The sequence below is a fragment of the Spirillospora sp. NPDC047279 genome, from assembly GCF_040643285.1.
Classification (GTDB): domain Bacteria; phylum Actinomycetota; class Actinomycetes; order Streptosporangiales; family Streptosporangiaceae; genus Spirillospora.
The window spans coordinates 770,688-788,928 of record NZ_JBEYUA010000001.1 but is presented as its reverse complement, the minus strand read 5'-3'; the positions used below and the strand labels follow the sequence as shown (position 1 = coordinate 788,928).

The following is an 18,241-nucleotide window of genomic DNA, read 5'->3' as shown; positions in this document are numbered from 1 at the left end:
CGCGTAGTACTACATTCGGTCGTATGAGCTCCGTAGCGCTCCTCGCGGACGCCGCCCAGGGCGCCGCGACGCCGGCCGACTTCATGGCCGCCCGCCAGCAGATGGCGTTCACCCTGGGCTTCCACATCATCCTGGCCAGCATCGGGATCGGCCTTCCCGCGCTCACCCTGCTCGCCGAATGGCGATCCCTGCGGACCGGGGACCGGGTCTACGCCGAGCTCGCCCGGCGCTGGATGAAGGCGGCCGGGGTCCTGTTCGCGGTCGGCGCCGTCTCCGGCACCGTCCTGTCGTTCGAGATGGGCACCCTGTGGCCGGGCTTCATGGACACCTACGGCCAGGTCTTCGGCGCCGCCTTCGCGCTGGAGGGCATCGCGTTCTTCATCGAGGCGATCTTCATGGGCGTCTACCTGTACGGCTGGGACCGGCTGTCGCCCCGGGCACACTTCGTCACCGGCATCCCGGTCGTGATCGCCGGGCTGCTGTCCGCCTCGTTCGTGGTCACCGTCAACTCCTGGATGAACCAGCCGCGCGGCTTCAAGCTCGTCGACGGCAAGGTCACCGACGTGGACCCGCTCGCGGCCATGTTCAACCCGGCGACGCCCGTCCAGGCCGTGCACCTGATCCTGGCCTCGCTCATGGTCTGCGGCTTCGTCGTGGCGTCCGTCTACGCGGTGGCGCTGCTCCGCGACCACAGGGCGGGACGCGTCGACCGCTACAACCGGATCGGCTTCGCCATCCCGTTCACGCTCGGCGCCGTCTGCGCGCCGATCCAGGTGCTCGTCGGCGACTGGGCCTCCCGCTTCGTGGCCGACAACCAGCCGATCAAGTTCGCCGCGATGGAGGGCATCGAGCACACGCAGGCGGGCGTCCCGTTCACGTTCGCCTTCCTGGAGATCCCGAACGCGCTGTCGCTCATGCTGAAGTTCGACTCGAAGGCCACGCTGCGCGGCCTGGACTCCTTCCCCGAGGACGTGCACCCGCCCGCCGAGGTCGTGAAGACCTCGTTCGAGATCATGATCGCGATCGGCATGGCCCTGCTGGCCCTCGCCGCCTGGTGGGGCCTGGCCTGGTGGCTGCGCCGCCGCGCCGCCGGCCGCTCGGGCGAGCTCGCGGGACGCCGCGACCTGCCCTGGAAGCCCTGGTTCCTGCGCGTCGCCACGCTCGCCGGGGTCGCCGCCGCCGTCGCCATGGAAGCGGGCTGGACCACCACCGAGGTCGGGCGGCAGCCATGGATCGTGTACGGGGTGATGCGCACCGAGGAGGCCGTCAACCCCAATCCCGGCCTGCGCTTCGGCCTCTACGTCGTGCTCGTCGTCTACGCCGTCCTCACCATCGCCACCATCAGCGTGCTGCGCCGCATGCGCCGCCGCCCCGAACCCGCGACGGCCACCGGGCCCGATACCGGCACCGATCCCACCCCTTCCCGTGAGGAGGCCGAGATCTGATGGACCACGCCGACGTCGCCCTCGGACTGATCCTGCTCGGCCTGTCCGCCTACCTGCTCTTCGGCGGCGCCGACTTCGGCGCGGGCCTCTGGCACCTGATCTCGCCGCGGCGCTCCGACAAGAACGTCATCGAGCACGCCATGGGCCCGCTGTGGGAGGCCAACCACGTCTGGCTCATCTTCGTGATGGTCATGACCTGGACCGCGTTCCCGCCCGTGTTCGCCGACGTCATGGCCGTGCACTGGGTCCCGCTGTCCCTCGCCGTCCTCGGCATCGTCGCGCGCGGCAGCACGTTCGTCTTCAGCAAGGCCGTCCCCGACCAGCGCGCCTATGGCTGGGTCTTCGGGATCTCCTCGGTCCTCACGCCGTACTGCCTCGGCGCCGTCGCCACCACGGTCGTCACGGACGCGCCGTCCTGGCTCAGCCCGCCGGGCGTGTACGGCGGCGTGCTCACCACCGCGCTCTGCGCGTACCTGGCCGCCGTCTACCTGATCTGGGACGCGCGGCGGCTCGGCGACGCCGACGCGGTCCTGCGCTTCCGCGGCTACGCCGTGCTCTCCGGGGTCGTCACCGGTCTCCTCGCCCTGCCGGGCGCCGCCGCGCTCGGCGTGCACTCGCCGCTCATCCTGGCCTCGGCCGCCGCAGGGGTCGTCTCGCTCGCCCTCGTGCTGCGGCGCAACTTCCTCGCCGTCCGGGTCACCGGCGCGCTCGCCGTGGTCACCGTCCTGTGGGGCGCCGCCGGGATGGCCGACCTCGACCTGGAGTCCGCCGCCGCCCACGACGCCGCGCTCCAGGTCGTCTTCGTGGCGCTCGCGGTCGGCGCCCTCATCCTCGTCCCGTCCATGACATGGCTGTACGTGTTGTTCCAGCGCGGCGAGGGGCGACCCCGATAGGCGTACGGCGCGCCGGGTCACGGTCGGCGACCGACTCCCGGCGCGCCGTATATCTAGGCCTGAATATCTCCGTATGATTCCGCCTGGATGTCGTAGTCGGGGGGCTTGGGATCTTTGGGGGTTCCCGCGTGTCCGCAGACGCGCCGTCGAGGCGGATCGGCCCGTACGAGGTGCTGCGCTCGCTGGGCGCGGGCGGCATGGGCGAGGTCCATCTCGCCCTGGACCGATACGGCCGCACGGTCGCGGTGAAGACCATCCACACCTACCTGCTCGACCGGCCGAGCATCCGGACCCGTCTGGGCCGCGAGGTCGAGACGATGCGGCTGATCGAGCACCCCCGGGTCGCGTCCGTCCTCGACTTCGACCTCGAGGGCGCGACGCCCTACCTGGTCACCCGGTACGCCCAGGGCCGGCCGCTCGACACGGTGGTGACCGACGACGGCCCGTTCGGCGGCGACGCGCTCACCGCGTTCGTGATCGGCGGCGCGGAGGCGGTCGCGGCCGTGCACGCCGCCCGGGTGGTGCACCGCGACATCAAGCCCGGCAACGTCATGGTCGCCGACGGCATGCCGATCATCATCGACTTCGGGATCGCGCACGCGGTCGACGCCACCCGTCTCACCCAGGACGGGCGCCGCGCGGGCACGCTCTGGTACATGGCGCCCGAGTTGTGGGACGGCGGCTCGGTGGGCCCCGCGGCCGACGTCTTCGCCTGGGCCGCGACCATGGCCTACGCCGCCACCGGGCGCCACATCTTCCAGACCCCGCACGACGCGGGCGTCTACGCGAGCATCCGCAGCGGCCGTCCCGACCTCGAAGGCGTGCCGGACGGCCTGCGCGGCCTCCTGTCCAAGGCCCTGTCGGTCGACCCCGCCGACCGCCCGGACGCGGCGGAGCTCGTCGCCCGCCTCCACCAGCTCCGCGGCGTCGCCACCGAACCCGATCCCGCCCCGCAGGTCGCCCAGACCGCGCCGCCCCCCGGGCTGGTGGAGGCGCCCCCCGGGCCGGTGGAGCCGCCGGGCGGCGAGCCTTCGGGTGTCCTCGCCAACGCCGATCCGGCCTCGGCCGACGGGGCGGGTGGCGGCGATGAGGTGCTCGCCTTCGCCGAGGTCCCGGCCCCGGCGGCTGACGCGGCGACGCGGGTCAAGGCGGCGGGCGATCCCGGGTGGTTGTCGTGGGAGAGCCTCTTCCTGGCCGCCGTCGTGATCTGCGTCGCCGGGATGATCTCCGTTCCGCTGGTGGACGGGCGGCGCGGCTTCAAGGATCTCCAGGCGCTGGGAACGTCCGGGCCGAAGCCCGCGTACGCCGTCGACGGCTGTGTGATGTTCGGCTGCCTGGGCTCAGACAAGGAGCGCGGCAGGAGCATGGTGCGCTACCGGCTCAGCGCGTCGGTGTTCCGGGCGCAGACGTCCTACCGGGTCACCGGCTGGGGCGACCGCTTCATCCACGCGCTGCCGGTGGTCGAGAGGGCGCGCGGCTGCTCCGCGAACGCCAGGCTCGCCTACCGGGTCGCCGGGCGCACCGGCACGCTCCCGCTGAGGACCGGCCAGAAGACCACGATCGAGTACGACGGGCTCGGCAGCCCCGCCACGTTCGAGGTGGAGTTCCGGCTGGACGACGCGACCGGGGGCTGCACGGCGACCGTCGGCCTCCAGGACGCCTATCTGCACCGGCTGCCGCCGGCTCTGCAGTTCTTCGCCAACAACAGGGAGAGCTGACCGTCAGCCCTCCAGGTAGTGGAAGCCCGGCTTGGGGTGCATCAGGAAGTCGTGGTGCGAGATGTTCCAGCCGTACGCGCCCGCCATGGCGAAGGCCACCACGTCCCCGACGGCCAGGCGCCCGGCCCGGACCCGCCGGGCGAAGACGTCCTTGGGGGTGCACAGCTGGCCGACGAGGGTGACGAGCTCCTCGGTCGCCGGGCCGGGCCCGCCCTGCGCGATGACCGTGAACGGCTGGTCGTGCTGCTTGGTGACGGGTGTGCGCAGGTGCATGGTGCCGCCGCGCAGCACCGCGTACCACTCGCCGTGCGCCCGCTTCACGTCGAGCACGTCGGTGACGTACCAGCCGGAGTGGACGGTCACCGCGCGGCCGGGCTCGATCCGCAGGGTCTCCCCGGGTCGTGCCAGGTCGGCGATGCCCTTGGCGTACGCGGGCCAGTCGAAGCGCCGGGACGGGTCGGCGTAGTCGACGGCCATGCCGCCGCCGAGGTTGATCTCGGGTGCGGCCAGGTCGAGCCGGCCGCGGGCGAACGTCAGGATCTCCTCCGACTGCCCGAGCATCTCGGGCGCGTCCAGGCCGGAGGCCAGGTGCGCGTGCATCCCGCGCAGGCGCACCCAGGGTGCCCGGGCCAGGATCGCCCGGCAGGCGTCGATCGTCTCCGGGTCCATCCCGAACGGCCCCGACATCGCCAGCGCGTACCCCTGCCGGTCGCCCGCCAGGTTGACCCGCAGGAGGACGTCGACCTCGCGCCCGGTCTCGCGTGCGAGCGTCGCCAGCCGCTCCAGCTCGTACGGGCTCTCGACGTGGACGCGGTCGACGCCGAGCCGCAGGATCGAGGCCAGCTCCGGGTCGGTCTTGCCCGGGCCGCCGAACGCCAGCGGCAGGCCGGGGAGAACGCGCCGCACGTGGTCGAGCTCTCCGCCCGAGGCGACCTCCACGCCGTCCAGGTACGGCGCGAGCGTCCGGAGGATCGGCGCGTCGGCGTTCGCCTTGGCCGCGTAGTAGAGCTCGGGCGTCCCCGGGCCGGACAACGCCTCCCGGATGTGCTCCGCCTGCGCCCGCAGCGCCCCCAGGTCGTGGACGAACGCGGGCAGTCCCTCGTCGTCGGCGAGCGCGACGGCCCGCTCCCGCACCCCATCAGTGATCATGCTGTCCGGCTCCCTCACGGGCCGAGCGTAGCCATTCGCACGGCCCGGGCCGGCTCCGCCACGGACCCGTGGCCGGTGTCGACGGCGGTCGTCTCGCCGGCGCCCGGCGGGCCGCACGACCACAGGACGGGAAAGGAGCCGTCACCCATGGCGGCCGTGGGGCATCGTGTCCTCCTGAGGGTCTCGGCCGACCCTACGTGGTGGCGTGCCCCGGCTTCAGCCGATGGGTTCGAGCTCCAGCTGTTCGGCGACGGGTTCCTCCCTGGGAGGTGCGGGCGGCATGGGGCGCTTGCGGCCGGGCCACCACCAGTTGGCGTGGCCGAGGAGGCTCATCAGCGCGGGCACCAGCATCATCCGGACGATCGTGGCGTCCACCGCGACCGCGACCGCGAGCCCCATCGCCATCATCTTGACCATCGGGTCGGGCTGCGGCACGAAGCTGGTGAACACGAAGATCATGATGAGCGCGGCCGAGGTGATGAGGCGGGCGGTGGCGCCGATGCCGACCACGACGCTCTCGTGCGGGTCGCCGGACTTCTCGTACTCCTCCTTGATCCGCGACAGCAGGAAGACCTCGTAGTCCATGGACAGCCCGAAGATCAGGGCGAACATGAACAGCGGCACGAACGACATGATCGGGATGGCCTGGTCGATCCCGAGCAGCTGGATGCCCCAGCCCCACTGGAAGACCGCGGTCACCACGCCGAACGAGGCGCCGATCGACAGCAGGTTCATCAGCGCGGCCTTGATCGGCACGATGATCGACCGGAACGCGATGACGAGCAGGATCAGGGCCACCCCGACGACGGCGACGACGACGGTCAGCATGCGTTCGCCGACCGTGTCGGCCAGGTCGATGATCGCCGGGTTCTCGCCGCCGAGGTAGACCTTCGCGCCCGGATGGTCCTTCAGCACCGCGGGCAGCTCGACGCCGCGCAGCCGGTGCACGAGGTCGGTGGTCTCCTCGACGTGCGGTGCGGTCGCCGGGATGACCTGGATCGTGGCCGTGGTGCCGGTGACGATCGGCTCGCCGGTGAACGCGACGCCGGGGACCTCCGAGATCCGCTGCTTGAGCTCCTGGCCGAGCACCACCGCGCCCTTGTCGGGCTTCTTCGTCAGGTCGGGGGCGCCCTTGGGCAGCGGGATCGCCGGCTCCTTGGAGGGCGGCGGCGCCACCGTGCCGCCCTGCGGACCGGTCAGCCCGCCGAGGCCGCCCGGCCCCTTGACGGTGGGCGGCGTGGGCTTGGGCTCGGCGGTGCGTCTCACCTCGCCCGGCACCTTGGCGACGATGACGAACGGGCTGTAGTGCCCGGCGCCGAACTCCTTGGCGACGATGTCGTACGCCTGCCGCCCGTCCATCTTGGGCGAGGAGACGCTGTCGGACATGACCCCGAAGCGCAGGCTGAGCGTGGGCACCGACAGGGCGAGCAGGACGAGCGTCGCGACGATCGCGTACGGCCAGGCGTTGCGGTCGACGTGCCGCCCCCACGCCATCCACCGTGTGGAGCCGCGGTCCGGCCGGACGCGCGGCAGCCTGTAGCGGTCGATCTTCGTGCCGAGCGCGCCCAGGACCGCGGGCAGCAGCGTGAGCGCGGCGAGCACCATGAGGCCGACCGCCAGCGCGGAGGCGAGGCCGATGCGGCCGATGAACGAGATGCCGGACAGGAAGAGCCCGCAGATCGCGAAGACGACCGTCCCGCCGGCGAACACCACCGCGTGCCCGGAGTGCGCCATGGCCCGCCCGACCGCGGTCTCCACGTCGTCGCCCTCCGCCAGCTGCTGGCGGTAGCGCGTCACGATGAACAACGCGTAGTCGATGCCGGCGCCGATGCCGAGCATGGCGGCGATCATCGGCGCGGTCGGGTGCAGCTCCAGCATCGACGCGGAGTAGTGGATCAGCGAGTACGCGATGACCATCCCGCACAGCGAGACCAGGATGGGGATGCCCGCGGCGAGGTAGGAGCCGAACGCCAGCAGGAGCACGACCATCGCGAGCGCGATGCCCACGCCCTCCTGCGGGCCGCCCTTGGGCTGGTTGAGGATCATGGCGACGATGCCGCCGAACTTGACGTCGAGCCCGGCCATCCGGGCCGGTTCCACCGCCGCGTCGAACTTGTCCAGGTCGGCGGCGCTGACGTCGCCCATGGTGCCCTTGAGGTTGACCCGGATCACCACGGCGTCGTGGCTCTTCATCCCGCCCATGCCCTCGATGAAGGGGTTCTCGGCGAACGCCACGCGGTCGAGGTCGGTGATGTTCTGGATGGCCTTGCCGACTGTGAGGGCGACCCGCCAGTCCCCCGGGCTCGCGTCCGGCGTCGCGTGGAACACCACCGTCGCTGTCGGCCCGGTCATCGCCGGGAAGTCCTCGCGCAGGGTGTCGATGGCACGCTGGGTCTCGGTGCCGGGCAGGGTGCTCTGCTGGACGAACATGCCCCCTTGGGTGAACCCGAGAACACCCGTCCCGAGCATCACCAGGATCCACAACTCGAAGACGGTACGCCGTCGCCGAACGCAGAGGCGGCCCAGCCTCTCCAGAATTCGCGCCACACTCGGAGAAAAACACGTATGGATGCATATTTGCAATAGCTGCAAGTTTGCATTCGTGTTAGTCTGCGTGACATGGGTCACGTCGAGGGGTTGCGTGAGCGGAAAAAGCTGCGCACCCGCCGGACGATCGCGGCCGAAGCGCTGCGGCTCTTCGCCGAGCGCGGCTACGAGGAGACGACGATCGCCGACATCGCGGCCGCCGCCGACGTGTCACCCCGCACGTTCTTCAGCTACTTCCCGAGCAAGGAGGACGTGGTCTTCGCCGAGATCGACGACCGGCTCGCCGAGGTCGCCGAACGCCTCGCCACCCGCCCGCCCGGCGAGCCCCCGCTGGCCACGATCAGGCGCAGCATGGTCGACATCATGGAGGCGCTGGTCAGCGAGGCGGGCCAGTACGGCAGCGTGCAGATCCAGCTCATCCTCGAACGCCCCGGCCTGCGCGCCCGCGCCCTCCAGCGCATGACCGACACCCAGCAGGAGCTCGAGGAGCACCTGCACGGCCTCTGCCCCGGCATCAGCGAGATCGACGCCGTCGCCGCGTCCGGCATCGCCGTCGGCGGCATGCAGGCCGTCATCGTGCACTGCCGCCGCCACGGCTACTCCCCCGAGGCCATGCGCGACGCCCTCGACAGCGCGCTCACCATCGTCGAGCGCGGGCTGGGCAGCGTGGCGGCCTTCCACCAGGCGCCCGTGGAGAGCGCCGGCTGAGACGTCGGACGCCGTGGCGCGGTGGCGCCCGAGCCGCGGCGTCCGACCTGCTTCATGGCCCTGCGCGCTTCATGGCCCAGCGCGGTTCACGGCCCCGCGCGGGCGGTCAGTCCGCGATCTTGATGCGGAGGCGGCGGAAGCCCCGGCCCTTGTTCTCGACCTTGGCGACCTGGATGCGGCCGATCTGCTTGGTGGACGCGACGTGGGTGCCGCCGTCCGCCTGGGTGTCGAGGCCGACGATGTCGACGATCCGCACGTCCCGCACCTCGGGCGGGACCAGGTTGGTGGCGGTGCGGATGATGTCGGGGATCTCGAACGCCTCGGCGCGCGGGAGCTCCTTCACGTCGATCCGGCGGTCGGCCTCGACCTCGGCGTTGCAGGCGTCCTCGACGGCCTGCTTGAAGCCGGGCGGGACCTCGCTCAGGTCGAAGTCCATCCGAGCGGTCAGCTCGTCCATGTTGCCGCCGGTGACGAGGCAGCCGTAGTCGCGGAAGACGACGCCGCACAGCAGGTGGAGGCCCGAGTGGGTGCGCATCAGGGCGGTGCGGCGGTCGTCCTCCAGGGCGCAGGTGACGGTCGTCCCGGCGGGCGGGACCGGGTCGCCCTCGACGGGGATCAGCTCCAGGTCGTCGCCCTTGCGGACGCCCGCGATGCGGGTCTGCACACCCTGCCAGACGAGCACGCCGTGGTCCGGCGGCTGGCCTCCGCCGCCCGGGTAGAACGCCGACCGGTCGAGGACGATCCCCTCCGGGCCCGAGCCGAGCACGAGCGCGTCCCATTCACGTAGCGATTGGTCATCGAGTTCCAGCCGTGCGGTACGGCCGTGCAGGTGTGTCCCCATACTTCGACAGACTAGGACGCAAGCCTGTTCACAGGAGGGTTCTTCAGCGTGCGCCGAGTGGTCTCCACGGCGGTCGTGACCGTGCTCGTCCTCGGCGCCGGGGCGGCGTCGGCGGTGCGGGCGCCCGCCCTGCGGGACCCGGTGCGGGACACGGGGCACCGGCCGCCGGTCGTGTTCGTCCTGGGCGACAGCTACACGGTGGGGACGCGCGGGGTCAGGCCGGAGCAGACGTACGCGGCGGAGACCGCGCGGCGGCTGGGCTGGCAGCCGATCCTGGCCGGGCACGCGGGCACGGGCTTCGTCAACACCGGGATGACCGGCCGGGGCTTCGGCGGGCTGTTCGAGGAGCAGCTCGGCTGGCGTCCCGCGCCCGACCTGATGGTGATCGCCGGCGGGCACAACGACGTCTGGTATCCACCGGGACTGGTGGAGCGGAACGCCCGGCGGCTCCTGGCGAAGATCAGGAAGCGCTGGCCGCGGACGCGCGTGGTGCTGGTGGGACCGTTGTGGGGCGGCGACCCGTGGCCGGCCGCCCTGGTCGTGCGGGACGTGCTGAACGAGGCGGCGGACGAGCAGCGCGTGCCGTTCATCGACCCGCTGCGGGAACGCTGGATCACCGGGAGCGTGCGCACGCGCACGGGCAACGCGCCGCACTACATCCTGCCGGACGGCACGCATCCGACCGTCACGGGCAGCCGCTACATCGCGACCCGGCTCGTCGCCGAGCTGAAGCGGCGGGGCCTGGCCGCCTACCAGGGGCCGTAGGGGCCGGAGCCGGAGTTGCCGCCGCCCTTCTTGTTCTTGTACGGCTTGACGGCCGGCTTGACGTCGGCGAGATAGATCGCGGCGACGATGAACGCGGCGATCGGCAGGAACGACAGCAGCGGCAGGAAGTTGACCGCGCCGCCGAGCCCGACCACGTTGGAGACGACCAGAAGGATCAGCCACAACTTCTTGGTCTGCTTGTCGGCGGCCGGGAAGGCGCCCTCGGGCACCTGCAGAACATCGATCAGCGCGACCACCTCGAACACGAACGCGACGATCGCCAAGAACCAGAAGAAGTAGGAAAGCCCTGCCATCATCGTGCGTTCACCACTCTCGTCGCGGATGTGTCCCCTCGGACGTCCCCCTTCAGACTAGTAAACGACGAGGCCCGACCGGGTGATCCCGGCCGGGCCTGCGAAATTGTCGTCCGACGGTCAGGCGTCGGTCTTCTTGGCGGCGGTGGTCGCCTTCGACTGCGCCGTCTTCTTCTGCTGAGCGGCCTTGGCCTTGGGGGCCGGGGCGGGCTTGGCCTCGGTGATCTCGGCGACCTCTTCGGCCTCGCGGTGCACGACCTTCTTGCCGCGCTCGGCGAGCTCGTCGATGAACTCGACGGTCCGGGTGCCGACGTGGGTCACGTACGCGACGGCCGCGCCGGGCAGGTCCTTGACCTCGACCCGGTCCTGCACCTTGCCGGCGGCGCCGCGGGCCTCGCCGCGGTACTTGGCGGCGGTCTCCCGCAGCTCGCCCTGGTACTTGGCCGCGATCTCGCGGACCTGGCCGCGGTACTTGGCCGCGGTCTCCCGGAACTCGCCCTGGTACTTGGTCACCTGCTCGGGCAGCTCACGGACCTTCTCGGCCGCGAAGTCGCCGCCGCCGATCACGGTGTAGACGGCCTTGTTCTCTCGGAGGTTGCTGGCAAGCGTCATCCGACCTCTTCCTTTCCTTCTGTTAGATGCTCGGAGGGCACGTCGGCGAGTTCGTTCTCCTTGCGGAACGACAGGTAGATGTCGAGCAACACCTGCTTCTGCCGTTCGGTGAGGATCAGGTCGGCCCGGAGGGCGGCCTCCACGTCGGTGTCGGCCTCCCGCTCCTCGAGGATGCCCGCCTGGATGTACAGGGCCTCGGCGGAGATGCGCAGACCCTTGGCGATCTGCTGCAGTATCTCCGCGCTGGGCTTGCGCAGGCCCCGCTCGATCTGGCTCAGGTACGGGTTGGAGATCCCCGAGACATCGGCCAGCTGGCGCAACGAGATCTTCGCCCGGGTGCGCTGCTCGCGGATGTACTCCCCGATGGAGCCGACCTTCGAACTTGCCATGTCTCCACCCTGCGTCAGGGTGCTTGCAATTGCAAGCACGCTTGCTAGCACTGTGCTGTGAGTCCCCTCACAAGACGTAGATCAGCATGTCACGGGCGTAACGGGAACGACCGGACGGCGTCAGTTGATCGCCGAGGCGGGCGCCGTCCAGGTGTTGCACACCCCGAGGCCCTGGCCGCGGAACCCCTTGGTGACCCAGCCCGCGTAGTTGTGGCCCGAGCCGTGGTCGCGGCGGTCCACCGGCTGCCGCTCGTCGCCGCGGCCCTGCACGTCCACGATCATCGCCGCGTACTGCCGGCGGGTCATCCCGATCGTGAGGCGCTCGGCGCCGAGGAAGGCGCCGGCGAAGCACTGCGCCTGGAGCTCGATGCGCCGGCTGGCCGCGTTGCGGCCCGCGGTGTCGGACTGCTCCATCACCTGGTGCCCGTACAGCAGGATCCCGGCCCGGTCCTGGACGTGGTGGCCGTACTCGTGCGCGACCACCCGGGCGAAGACCCCGAAGTGGTCGAGGGACTCGCCGCCGGACGTCTCGATGATGTGCTGCAGCCCGACGTACATCGTGTTGTTGGCCGGGCAGTAGAACGCCGAGGCGCCGGGGCTCGGGTAGGTGCCGCACGGGCTGCGGCCCGGCGCGCTCCAGAACACCCGCTTGGGCGGCGTGTACTCCACGTCCGCCTTGGCGAACTGCCGGGTCCAGGACGCGTCCAGGCACTGCGCCAGCGCGTCCATGAACCCGCCCATGGAGGCCGTGCCCTGCTGGAGCCTGGGCAGCTTGCACTGGACCGGGGTCAGCGGGCCGGTCTTGTAGAGGGCGTTGTCGGTCGCCGTCGCGCGGGTCACCTGCTGGCCGGAACGTGCGCCCGGCTGGCCGGGCCGGCCCGGCGTGCCCTCGATCAGCGAGGAGATGATCGAGGCGCCGAGGATCGCCAGGACGCCGAGCGCGGCCACCACGCCGAGGAGACCGACCACGAGCCCGCCCGCCGTACGCCGCTGCGGCCGGCGCGGCGGCTGGTAGTGGTAGCGGGGCTGCCCGCCGTGAGCAGGCAGGTGGTGCGGCGGAGCGGGTGCCGGTGCCGGAGGGGGGTGGTGACCTGCCATAGCGAAAAATCATCCCATAGTGGCCGCCGCTGACCAGCATTCACGCCGGACCTGTACGATTTGCCGCCATGTTGGGTCGCCTGCGGCCGTTGGTCGCCTCCCTGGCCGTTGTCGCGCTCATCCCCTTGACCGCGGGCACGGCGTCCGCCTCCGGCACGGCCGCGGGATCCGCCTCCGGCACGGCCGCGGGATCCGCCTCCGTTCCGGGCGCGGGATCCGTTCCGGCCGCGGGATCCGCCCCGGCCACCGGGTCCGCCCCGGCCACCGGCCGGCGCGCGGCGGCGGAACGCGTGATCAAGGACGAGGTGACGCTGAAGGTCGGGCCCGACGGCGTGACCCACGCGCGCGAGTCGATCGTCTACGAGTTCGCGGGCGGCCGCGAACTGCGCCGGACGTTCGTCACCGGCACCCACGACAGCATCACCCGCGACCGGGTCTACAAGGTGGAGAACGTCAAGGCCAGCAGCCCCGACGGCGGTCCCACCCGGGTCTCGACCTCCACCACCGACACCCGCACCACCGTCAAGGTCGCCGCGGACGCCAGGCTGACCGGGCGCAAGACCGTCGTGCTGGAGTACGACGTCAGCGGCATCGTCGCCCCGATGGGGGCCGCCGAGGAGCTGCGCTGGACCGCGCTGGGCGGCTGGCGGGTCCCGATGGACGAGGCCAGGGTCGTCGTCGACGCCGGCGCGATGATCCGCAACATCAACTGCTTCGCCGGGCCGCTGGAGGGCTCGACGGGCTGCACGCAGTTCTTCACCGACCACACCAAGACCCGCGCCGAGTTCCGGCAGGGACAGATGCTGGCGGACGAGTACGTGACCGTGGTCGTCGGCTTCCCGGCCGGGACCACCAACGCCCAGCCGGTCTACGAACGGCGGCACACCGTGGCCACCGCGTTCTCGGTGAACGGCGTAACCGGCTCCGCCCTCGGCGGGCTGCTGCTCCTGCTGCTCGGCGGCGTCGCCGCCCTCTACCTGCTGCGCGGCCGGGACGCCCGGGTGGTGGCGCAGAAGGCGGCCGAGGGCGACCACGCGCCGCTCGCCGGCAGCGAGTTCGAGCCGCCGGACGGCGTGCGGCCGGGCCAGATCGGCACGCTCATCGACGAGCAGGCCGACGTCATCGACGTGACCGCGACGATCGTCGACCTGGCGGTCCGCGGCTACCTGCTGATCGACGAGGAGGACCGCGAGGTCACCGGGCGGCTCGACTGGGAACTGCAGCAGCTCGACCGCCCCTCCGACGACCTGCTGCCCTACGAGCGGCTGCTGCTCGACTCGCTGTTCACCGAGGCGGACGGCTCGCCGCGCCTCGCCGTCAAGCTGTCGGCGCTGGGCGGCACGTTCGCGACCCGGCTCGCGAAGGTGCGCGCGGCGATGTACGACGACGTGGTCGCGCAGGGCTGGTTCGCCCGCCGCCCCGACACCGTGCGGTCGCGCTGGACGATCGCCGGGTTCGTGCTCACCGGTCTCGGCGTCGTCGGCACGATCCTGCTGGCGTTCTTCACCGACCTGGCGCTGGTCGGCCTGGCCGTGATCATCGCGGGCGCGGCCCTGGCGTACGGCGGGCAGTACATGCCGGCCAAGACCGCGCGCGGCGCGACGGTGCTGGCGCACACGATCGGCTTCCGGGCGTTCCTCGAACGCGGCGAGATCGCCGAGGACGACGAGCTCGGCGCGCGGCAGCGGATCGCGCTGTTCTCGCGGTTCCTGCCGTACGCGGTGGTGTTCGACCTGGTGCCCAAGTGGGCCAAGACGGTCGAGAACGCCGGCGAGCGGGCCAAGGGCGCCGACAACCTCTACTGGTACGAGGGCCCGGCCGAGTGGGACCTGTCCAAGTTCGCCGAGTCGATGCGGGCGTTCACGCTCACCACGTCGGGATCGATCTCCCAGTCCCGGGGTCTGTGATCCGTCGCGTGTGATCCGTCGCGTGTGATCCGTCGCGTGTGATCCGTCGTACACGGTTGAAGTCCTCCTGGCGGGTAGGGGCCTGGTCAGGAGGTGAACGGCATGTTGGCAGACGCATCACCGGTGGGGGCCAACGCGCTGCTGATCGCCGGGCCCATCGTCCTGGCGCTCGCGCTCGTGGGGTGGCTCTTCCTGACATGGCGCGGGAAGCGGAAGATGACGCGGCGTCCGGAGCACAAGCGCGACCGGGCCGCCGAACGAGGCCCCGTGTCGGGCGGGATGATCGAGGGCGATCCGGCCCAGCGCAACAGCCGCCACGAGGCACCGCGCCGCAGCTGACCTGAGACCCCCTGCCCGCGGCGAACCACCGTCACTCCCGGCCATGGCACCGCGGGCAGGGCCGGGTCACCCGGCGGAACGCAGGAGTGGGCATGATCGGTAAGATGTCTGACATCTTACCGAGGAGGATTAAGGTGGCCCTCAGTCCCGTGCCCGGCGGCTCGACCGTGGAGGCCGTGCTCGACCAGCTCCAGGCCGAGGTCAGCACCGGCACGTGGCCGGTCGGCGACCGGATCCCCGGCGAACTCGACCTCGCCGCCCAGCTCGGCGTGAGCCGTCCGGCGGTGCGCGAGGCGATCAGGGCGCTGACGCACGTCGGCGTGCTGGAGGTCCGGCGCGGCGACGGGACGTACGTGCGCAGCGGCGCCGATCCGCGGCCGATGTTGCGCCGGGTCGAGCACGCGAACCTGCGGGACGTCTTCGAGGTCCAGCTCGCCTACGACGTCCAGGCGGCCCGGCTGGCCGCGCGCCGCCGTACGGACGCCGACCTGGCGCGGCTGCGGGAGCTCCTCGCGGCCCGCGCGGCGGCCACCGGCGCGGCCGAGTTCGGCGCCGCGGACGCCCGCTTCCACCTGGGCGTGGTCGAGGCCACCGGCAACCAGGTCATGATCGAGGCCTGCCGGTTCTTCCTGCGGCGGCTGGGCGAGGCGATGAGCACGCTGCGGCTGGACGGGGAGATCCCCGAGGCGAGCCAGGAGTTGCACGAGGCGGTGGCCGACGCCATCGAGGCCCGGGACGCCGACGCCGCGGGCCGCGCCGCCGCCGCGATCATCGAGCCCGCGCTGGAGGCCCTGGAAGCCCTGGTCGAGCAGGGAGGACGCCAGGAGGAACAGGGAGAACGGCGGTGACCGGGCGGCGCGCGCTCACCGTCCAGCTACTCCTGATCGTCCTGGTCGCGGTCAACCTGCGGCCCGCCATCGTCGCGGTCGGCCCGGTGCTGACCGAGATCCAGGACGAGTTCCACCTGTCGGGCACCGCCGCCGGGGCCCTTACGACGCTGCCGCTCTTCTTCTTCGGCTCGTACGGGCTGCTGGCGCCGTTCCTGCGGCGCACGCCGCGCAGCGAGTCGCTGCTGATCGGCTCCATGGTCATCCTGATCGGCGGGCTGCTGGTACGGCTGCTGGACGCGCCGGTCGCGCTGTTCGCGGGGTCGCTGGTGGCCGGGATCGCCATCAGCATCGGCAACATCGCGATGCCGGCGATCATCAAGCGGGACCACCCGAACTCGATCACCACCGTGACGTCGATCTACACCGTGGCGGTCACCCTGGGCGCGGCCACGTCGTCGGGCATGGCGGTGCCCGTCGAGCAGGCCCTGGACAGCGGCTGGCGGCTGCCGCTCGGGTTGCTGGTGATCCCGGCGGCGCTGGCCGCCCTCGTGTGGCTGCCGCGGGCCCGCCGCGCCGCGCACGCCGCCCGTGGCGCCCCGGTGGTCCGGCCGTCGCGGGCGCTCGCCGCCCATGTCTGGCGGTCCCGGCTGGCGTGGCAGGTGACCGCGTTCATGGGCCTCCAGTCGTTGCTGGCCTACGTCACGGTCGGATGGCTGCCGACGATCTGCCAGGACCGCGGCATGGCGGAGGCGCCCGCCGGTTACGTGATGGCGTTGTCCAGCCTCGTCCAGGCGTTCGCCGCCCTGTCGGTGCCGGTGCTCGGACGCCGGATGCGCGACCAGCGCCCCCTCGTGGTCGCCACGGTGGCGGCGAGCCTGGTCGGGTTCGCCGGCATCGCCTGGGCGCCGATCGGCTCGGTGTGGGCGTGGTCGGTCGTGCTCGGCGTCGGCCAGGGCCTCGGGTTCGCGACCGCGCTCTCGCTGCTCGGCCTGCGGTCGCGGGACGCGCGGGTGGCGGGGCAGCTCTCCGGCATGGCGCAGGGCGTCGGTTACGTGATCGCGGCGATGGGCCCGCTGGCGTTCGGCGCGCTGCACGACGCGACCGGCGGCTGGACCGTTCCGACCCTCGGCGCCATGGGCGTCGGCCTGATCCTGGGATTCTTCGGCTGGGCGGCGGGACGCGACCGCATGGTCACCGCGCCGCCGGAACCGGGGCCGGCGGGGCCCGAGCCCGAACCGGAGCCCGCCCGGACGGCAAAGAGGGCCCCTACAGAGTCAAATGCCTGCTAAATAGACATTCCCCACGATCGGGCCAGGGAATGACCACCTCGGGGGTGGTCACATGAACACCGGAATCGACGGCGGAGTCATCGCCTGGCTGGGGCCGATCGTCATCGCGCTGGCGCTGGTCGCGATGTTGTCCATGATCGCGACAGGGCTGCGGAGGACGAACGCGGCCTCGCGCCTGGCCGCGACCCGGCCGCCCGCGCCCGCGGGTGCGACCGCGGTGGCCGGGCTCGCCACGGTGCCGACGCAGCGCGACGCGCCTCGGCACGAGGTCGGGGGCGGGTTCTACCGGTACCGGCCCGGCATGTACTCGCACAGCTACTCGGAAGAGGAGATGGCGGCGCTGGACTCCGCCGAGAAGAAGGCGATCCTGCCCGCCTGAGCCGGGCGGCGAACCCGGGTCAGGAGCCGAACAGGCCGTCGGCGGGGCGGATGACGCCCACCGTGGCGTCGCCGCCGCGGAGGCGGACCGTCGCCAGGCCGTCGATCACGGCGGCGTCCGCGCCCGGCGCGGCGTCGATGCCGAGGGCGCGCAGCAGCGCCACCGTCACCGGCGTCCGGGCGCGCATCGAGCCGTCGTCGATCTTGATGGCGCCGGCCCGGCCGTCGGCGTGGGCGAACGCGTCCACGCCCTCCGCACCGCACTTGACCAGCAGCCCGGGAACGGCGTCCATGAGGCGCCGTTCCTCCCGGCGCGTGCCGGACGTCCATTCGGGGTGGGCGCGCATCGCGTCGGCCACGCGCCGTTCCGGCGTTCCCCGATCGGCCAGCACCAGCGAGCGGAACGCCCGCGCGACGCCGGTCGCGGACACGGCGAAGAGCGGCGCGCCGCAGCCGTCGACGCCGACCGCCGCGGCCTTCTCCGCGGTGAGCTCCTCGACGACCGCCCGTACGGCCCGCTGCAGCGGGTGCTCCGGGTCGAGATAGGAGTCGGTCGGCCACCCGGCCACGACGCAGGCGGCGAGCATCCCGGCGTGCTTGCCCGAGCAGTTCATCCGCAGCCGGGACCGGTCACCGCCCGACCGCGCCACGTCGAGCCCGACCTCGGGCTCGAGCGGCCACTGCGGCGGGCACCGCAGGAGCTCGGCCGACAACCCGGCCCCGGCGAGGATCCTCTCCGCGCCCTCGACGTGGAAGCCCTCGCCCGAGTGGCTGCCCGCCGCCAGCGCCAGCAGGTCGCCGTCCAGGTCGAGGCCGCAGCGGAGCATGGCGACCGCCTGCATCGGCTTGTTGGCCGACCGCGGGAAGATCGGCGCGTCCGGCGCCCCGGCGCGCACGGCCACCGTGCCGTCGACGCCGAGGCCCACCACCGACCCGCGGTGCCGCGACTCCACGAACCCGGAGCGCTCGACCTCCACCAGCACCGGATTGACCTGCATGTTCACCCCTGAATGACCCGA

At 72.1% G+C, this 18,241-nt stretch carries 18 protein-coding genes; 10 read left to right on the top strand and 8 right to left on the bottom strand.

Annotated features, from left to right (window positions below; genetic code table 11):
• Positions 1-23 precede the first annotated feature (23 nt).
• From ABZ810_RS03830 to ABZ810_RS03820, 3 genes are all read left to right on the top strand, one after another.
• Positions 24-1,445 carry a cytochrome ubiquinol oxidase subunit I gene (locus ABZ810_RS03830; protein ID WP_358398777.1) on the top strand — a complete coding sequence of 474 codons (1,422 nt, stop codon included), beginning with the start codon at positions 24-26 and terminating at the stop codon, positions 1,443-1,445.
• Complete coding sequence (locus tag ABZ810_RS03825; protein ID WP_358398775.1) at positions 1,445-2,338, top strand: cytochrome d ubiquinol oxidase subunit II; 894 nt, start codon at positions 1,445-1,447, stop codon at positions 2,336-2,338. The genes ABZ810_RS03830 and ABZ810_RS03825 overlap by 1 nt, the downstream gene beginning before the upstream one ends.
• Before the next feature lie 128 nt (positions 2,339-2,466).
• Complete coding sequence (locus ABZ810_RS03820) at positions 2,467-4,056, top strand: serine/threonine-protein kinase (protein WP_358398772.1); 1,590 nt, start codon at positions 2,467-2,469, stop codon at positions 4,054-4,056.
• A 3-nt stretch (positions 4,057-4,059) separates the two neighbouring features.
• Here the strand turns inward: ABZ810_RS03820 and ABZ810_RS03815 are convergent, their stop codons facing one another.
• Together ABZ810_RS03815 and ABZ810_RS03810 are read right to left on the bottom strand one after the other, a co-directional pair.
• Positions 4,060-5,205, bottom strand: a complete 1,146-nt coding sequence (locus ABZ810_RS03815; RefSeq protein ID WP_358398770.1) for an alanine racemase — start codon at positions 5,203-5,205, stop codon at positions 4,060-4,062.
• A 216-nt stretch (positions 5,206-5,421) separates the two neighbouring features.
• On the bottom strand, positions 5,422-7,689 hold the full coding sequence (locus tag ABZ810_RS03810) for an MMPL family transporter (RefSeq protein ID WP_358398767.1): 2,268 nt from the start codon (positions 7,687-7,689) through the stop codon (positions 5,422-5,424).
• A gap of 135 nt (positions 7,690-7,824) precedes the next feature.
• Between ABZ810_RS03810 and ABZ810_RS03805 the strand changes: the two genes are divergently transcribed.
• Complete coding sequence (locus tag ABZ810_RS03805; protein ID WP_358398765.1) at positions 7,825-8,460, top strand: TetR family transcriptional regulator; 636 nt, start codon at positions 7,825-7,827, stop codon at positions 8,458-8,460.
• A gap of 106 nt (positions 8,461-8,566) precedes the next feature.
• On the opposite strand, the gene ABZ810_RS03800 is transcribed toward ABZ810_RS03805, so the two are convergent.
• Entirely contained in the window at positions 8,567-9,301 is a 735-nt protein-coding gene (locus ABZ810_RS03800; RefSeq protein ID WP_358398763.1) for an alanyl-tRNA editing protein, read from the bottom strand.
• A 48-nt stretch (positions 9,302-9,349) separates the two neighbouring features.
• Here ABZ810_RS03800 and ABZ810_RS03795 point away from each other — a divergent pair, with 48 nt between their 5' ends.
• Positions 9,350-10,066, top strand: a complete 717-nt coding sequence (locus ABZ810_RS03795) for an SGNH/GDSL hydrolase family protein (RefSeq protein ID WP_358398760.1) — start codon at positions 9,350-9,352, stop codon at positions 10,064-10,066.
• On the opposite strand, the gene ABZ810_RS03790 is transcribed toward ABZ810_RS03795, so the two are convergent.
• The 4 genes from ABZ810_RS03790 to ABZ810_RS03775 form a co-directional block, all read right to left on the bottom strand.
• Entirely contained in the window at positions 10,051-10,383 is a 333-nt protein-coding gene (locus tag ABZ810_RS03790) for a DUF2516 family protein (protein WP_358398758.1), read from the bottom strand. The two genes, ABZ810_RS03795 and ABZ810_RS03790, sit on opposite strands and share 16 nt — an antisense overlap.
• 117 nt (positions 10,384-10,500) lie before the next feature.
• Entirely contained in the window at positions 10,501-10,992 is a 492-nt protein-coding gene (locus ABZ810_RS03785; protein ID WP_358398756.1) for a hypothetical protein, read from the bottom strand.
• Positions 10,989-11,381 (bottom strand): helix-turn-helix transcriptional regulator, encoded by a 393-nt coding sequence (locus tag ABZ810_RS03780; protein WP_358398754.1) that lies wholly within the window; start codon positions 11,379-11,381, stop codon positions 10,989-10,991. The genes ABZ810_RS03785 and ABZ810_RS03780 overlap by 4 nt, the downstream gene beginning before the upstream one ends.
• Positions 11,382-11,501: 120 nt before the next feature.
• The gene (locus tag ABZ810_RS03775) at positions 11,502-12,479 is read right to left on the bottom strand and encodes a neutral zinc metallopeptidase (protein WP_358398752.1); all 978 of its coding nucleotides are present in this window, start codon (positions 12,477-12,479) and stop codon (positions 11,502-11,504) included.
• 68 nt (positions 12,480-12,547) lie between these two features.
• On the opposite strand from ABZ810_RS03775, the gene ABZ810_RS03770 reads away from it, so the two are divergent.
• The 5 genes from ABZ810_RS03770 (at position 12,548) to ABZ810_RS03750 (ending at position 17,223) form a co-directional block, all read left to right on the top strand.
• Positions 12,548-14,386, top strand: coding sequence for a DUF2207 domain-containing protein (locus ABZ810_RS03770; RefSeq protein ID WP_358398750.1), 1,839 nt, complete (start codon positions 12,548-12,550; stop codon positions 14,384-14,386).
• 102 nt (positions 14,387-14,488) lie between these two features.
• Entirely contained in the window at positions 14,489-14,725 is a 237-nt protein-coding gene (locus ABZ810_RS03765; RefSeq protein WP_358398748.1) for a hypothetical protein, read from the top strand.
• Between the two features lie 134 nt (positions 14,726-14,859).
• Positions 14,860-15,573, top strand: a complete 714-nt coding sequence (locus ABZ810_RS03760) for an FCD domain-containing protein (RefSeq protein WP_358398745.1) — start codon at positions 14,860-14,862, stop codon at positions 15,571-15,573.
• Positions 15,570-16,844 (top strand): MFS transporter, encoded by a 1,275-nt coding sequence (locus ABZ810_RS03755; RefSeq protein ID WP_358398743.1) that lies wholly within the window; start codon positions 15,570-15,572, stop codon positions 16,842-16,844. Before ABZ810_RS03760 ends, ABZ810_RS03755 begins: the two co-directional genes overlap by 4 nt.
• A gap of 52 nt (positions 16,845-16,896) precedes the next feature.
• Positions 16,897-17,223 carry a hypothetical protein gene (locus tag ABZ810_RS03750; protein WP_358398741.1) on the top strand — a complete coding sequence of 109 codons (327 nt, stop codon included), beginning with the start codon at positions 16,897-16,899 and terminating at the stop codon, positions 17,221-17,223.
• Between the two features lie 19 nt (positions 17,224-17,242).
• Here ABZ810_RS03750 and ABZ810_RS03745 read toward each other — a convergent pair whose 3' ends face one another.
• Positions 17,243-18,220 carry an asparaginase gene (locus ABZ810_RS03745; protein ID WP_358398738.1) on the bottom strand — a complete coding sequence of 326 codons (978 nt, stop codon included), beginning with the start codon at positions 18,218-18,220 and terminating at the stop codon, positions 17,243-17,245.
• Positions 18,221-18,241: the final 21 nt, after the last annotated feature.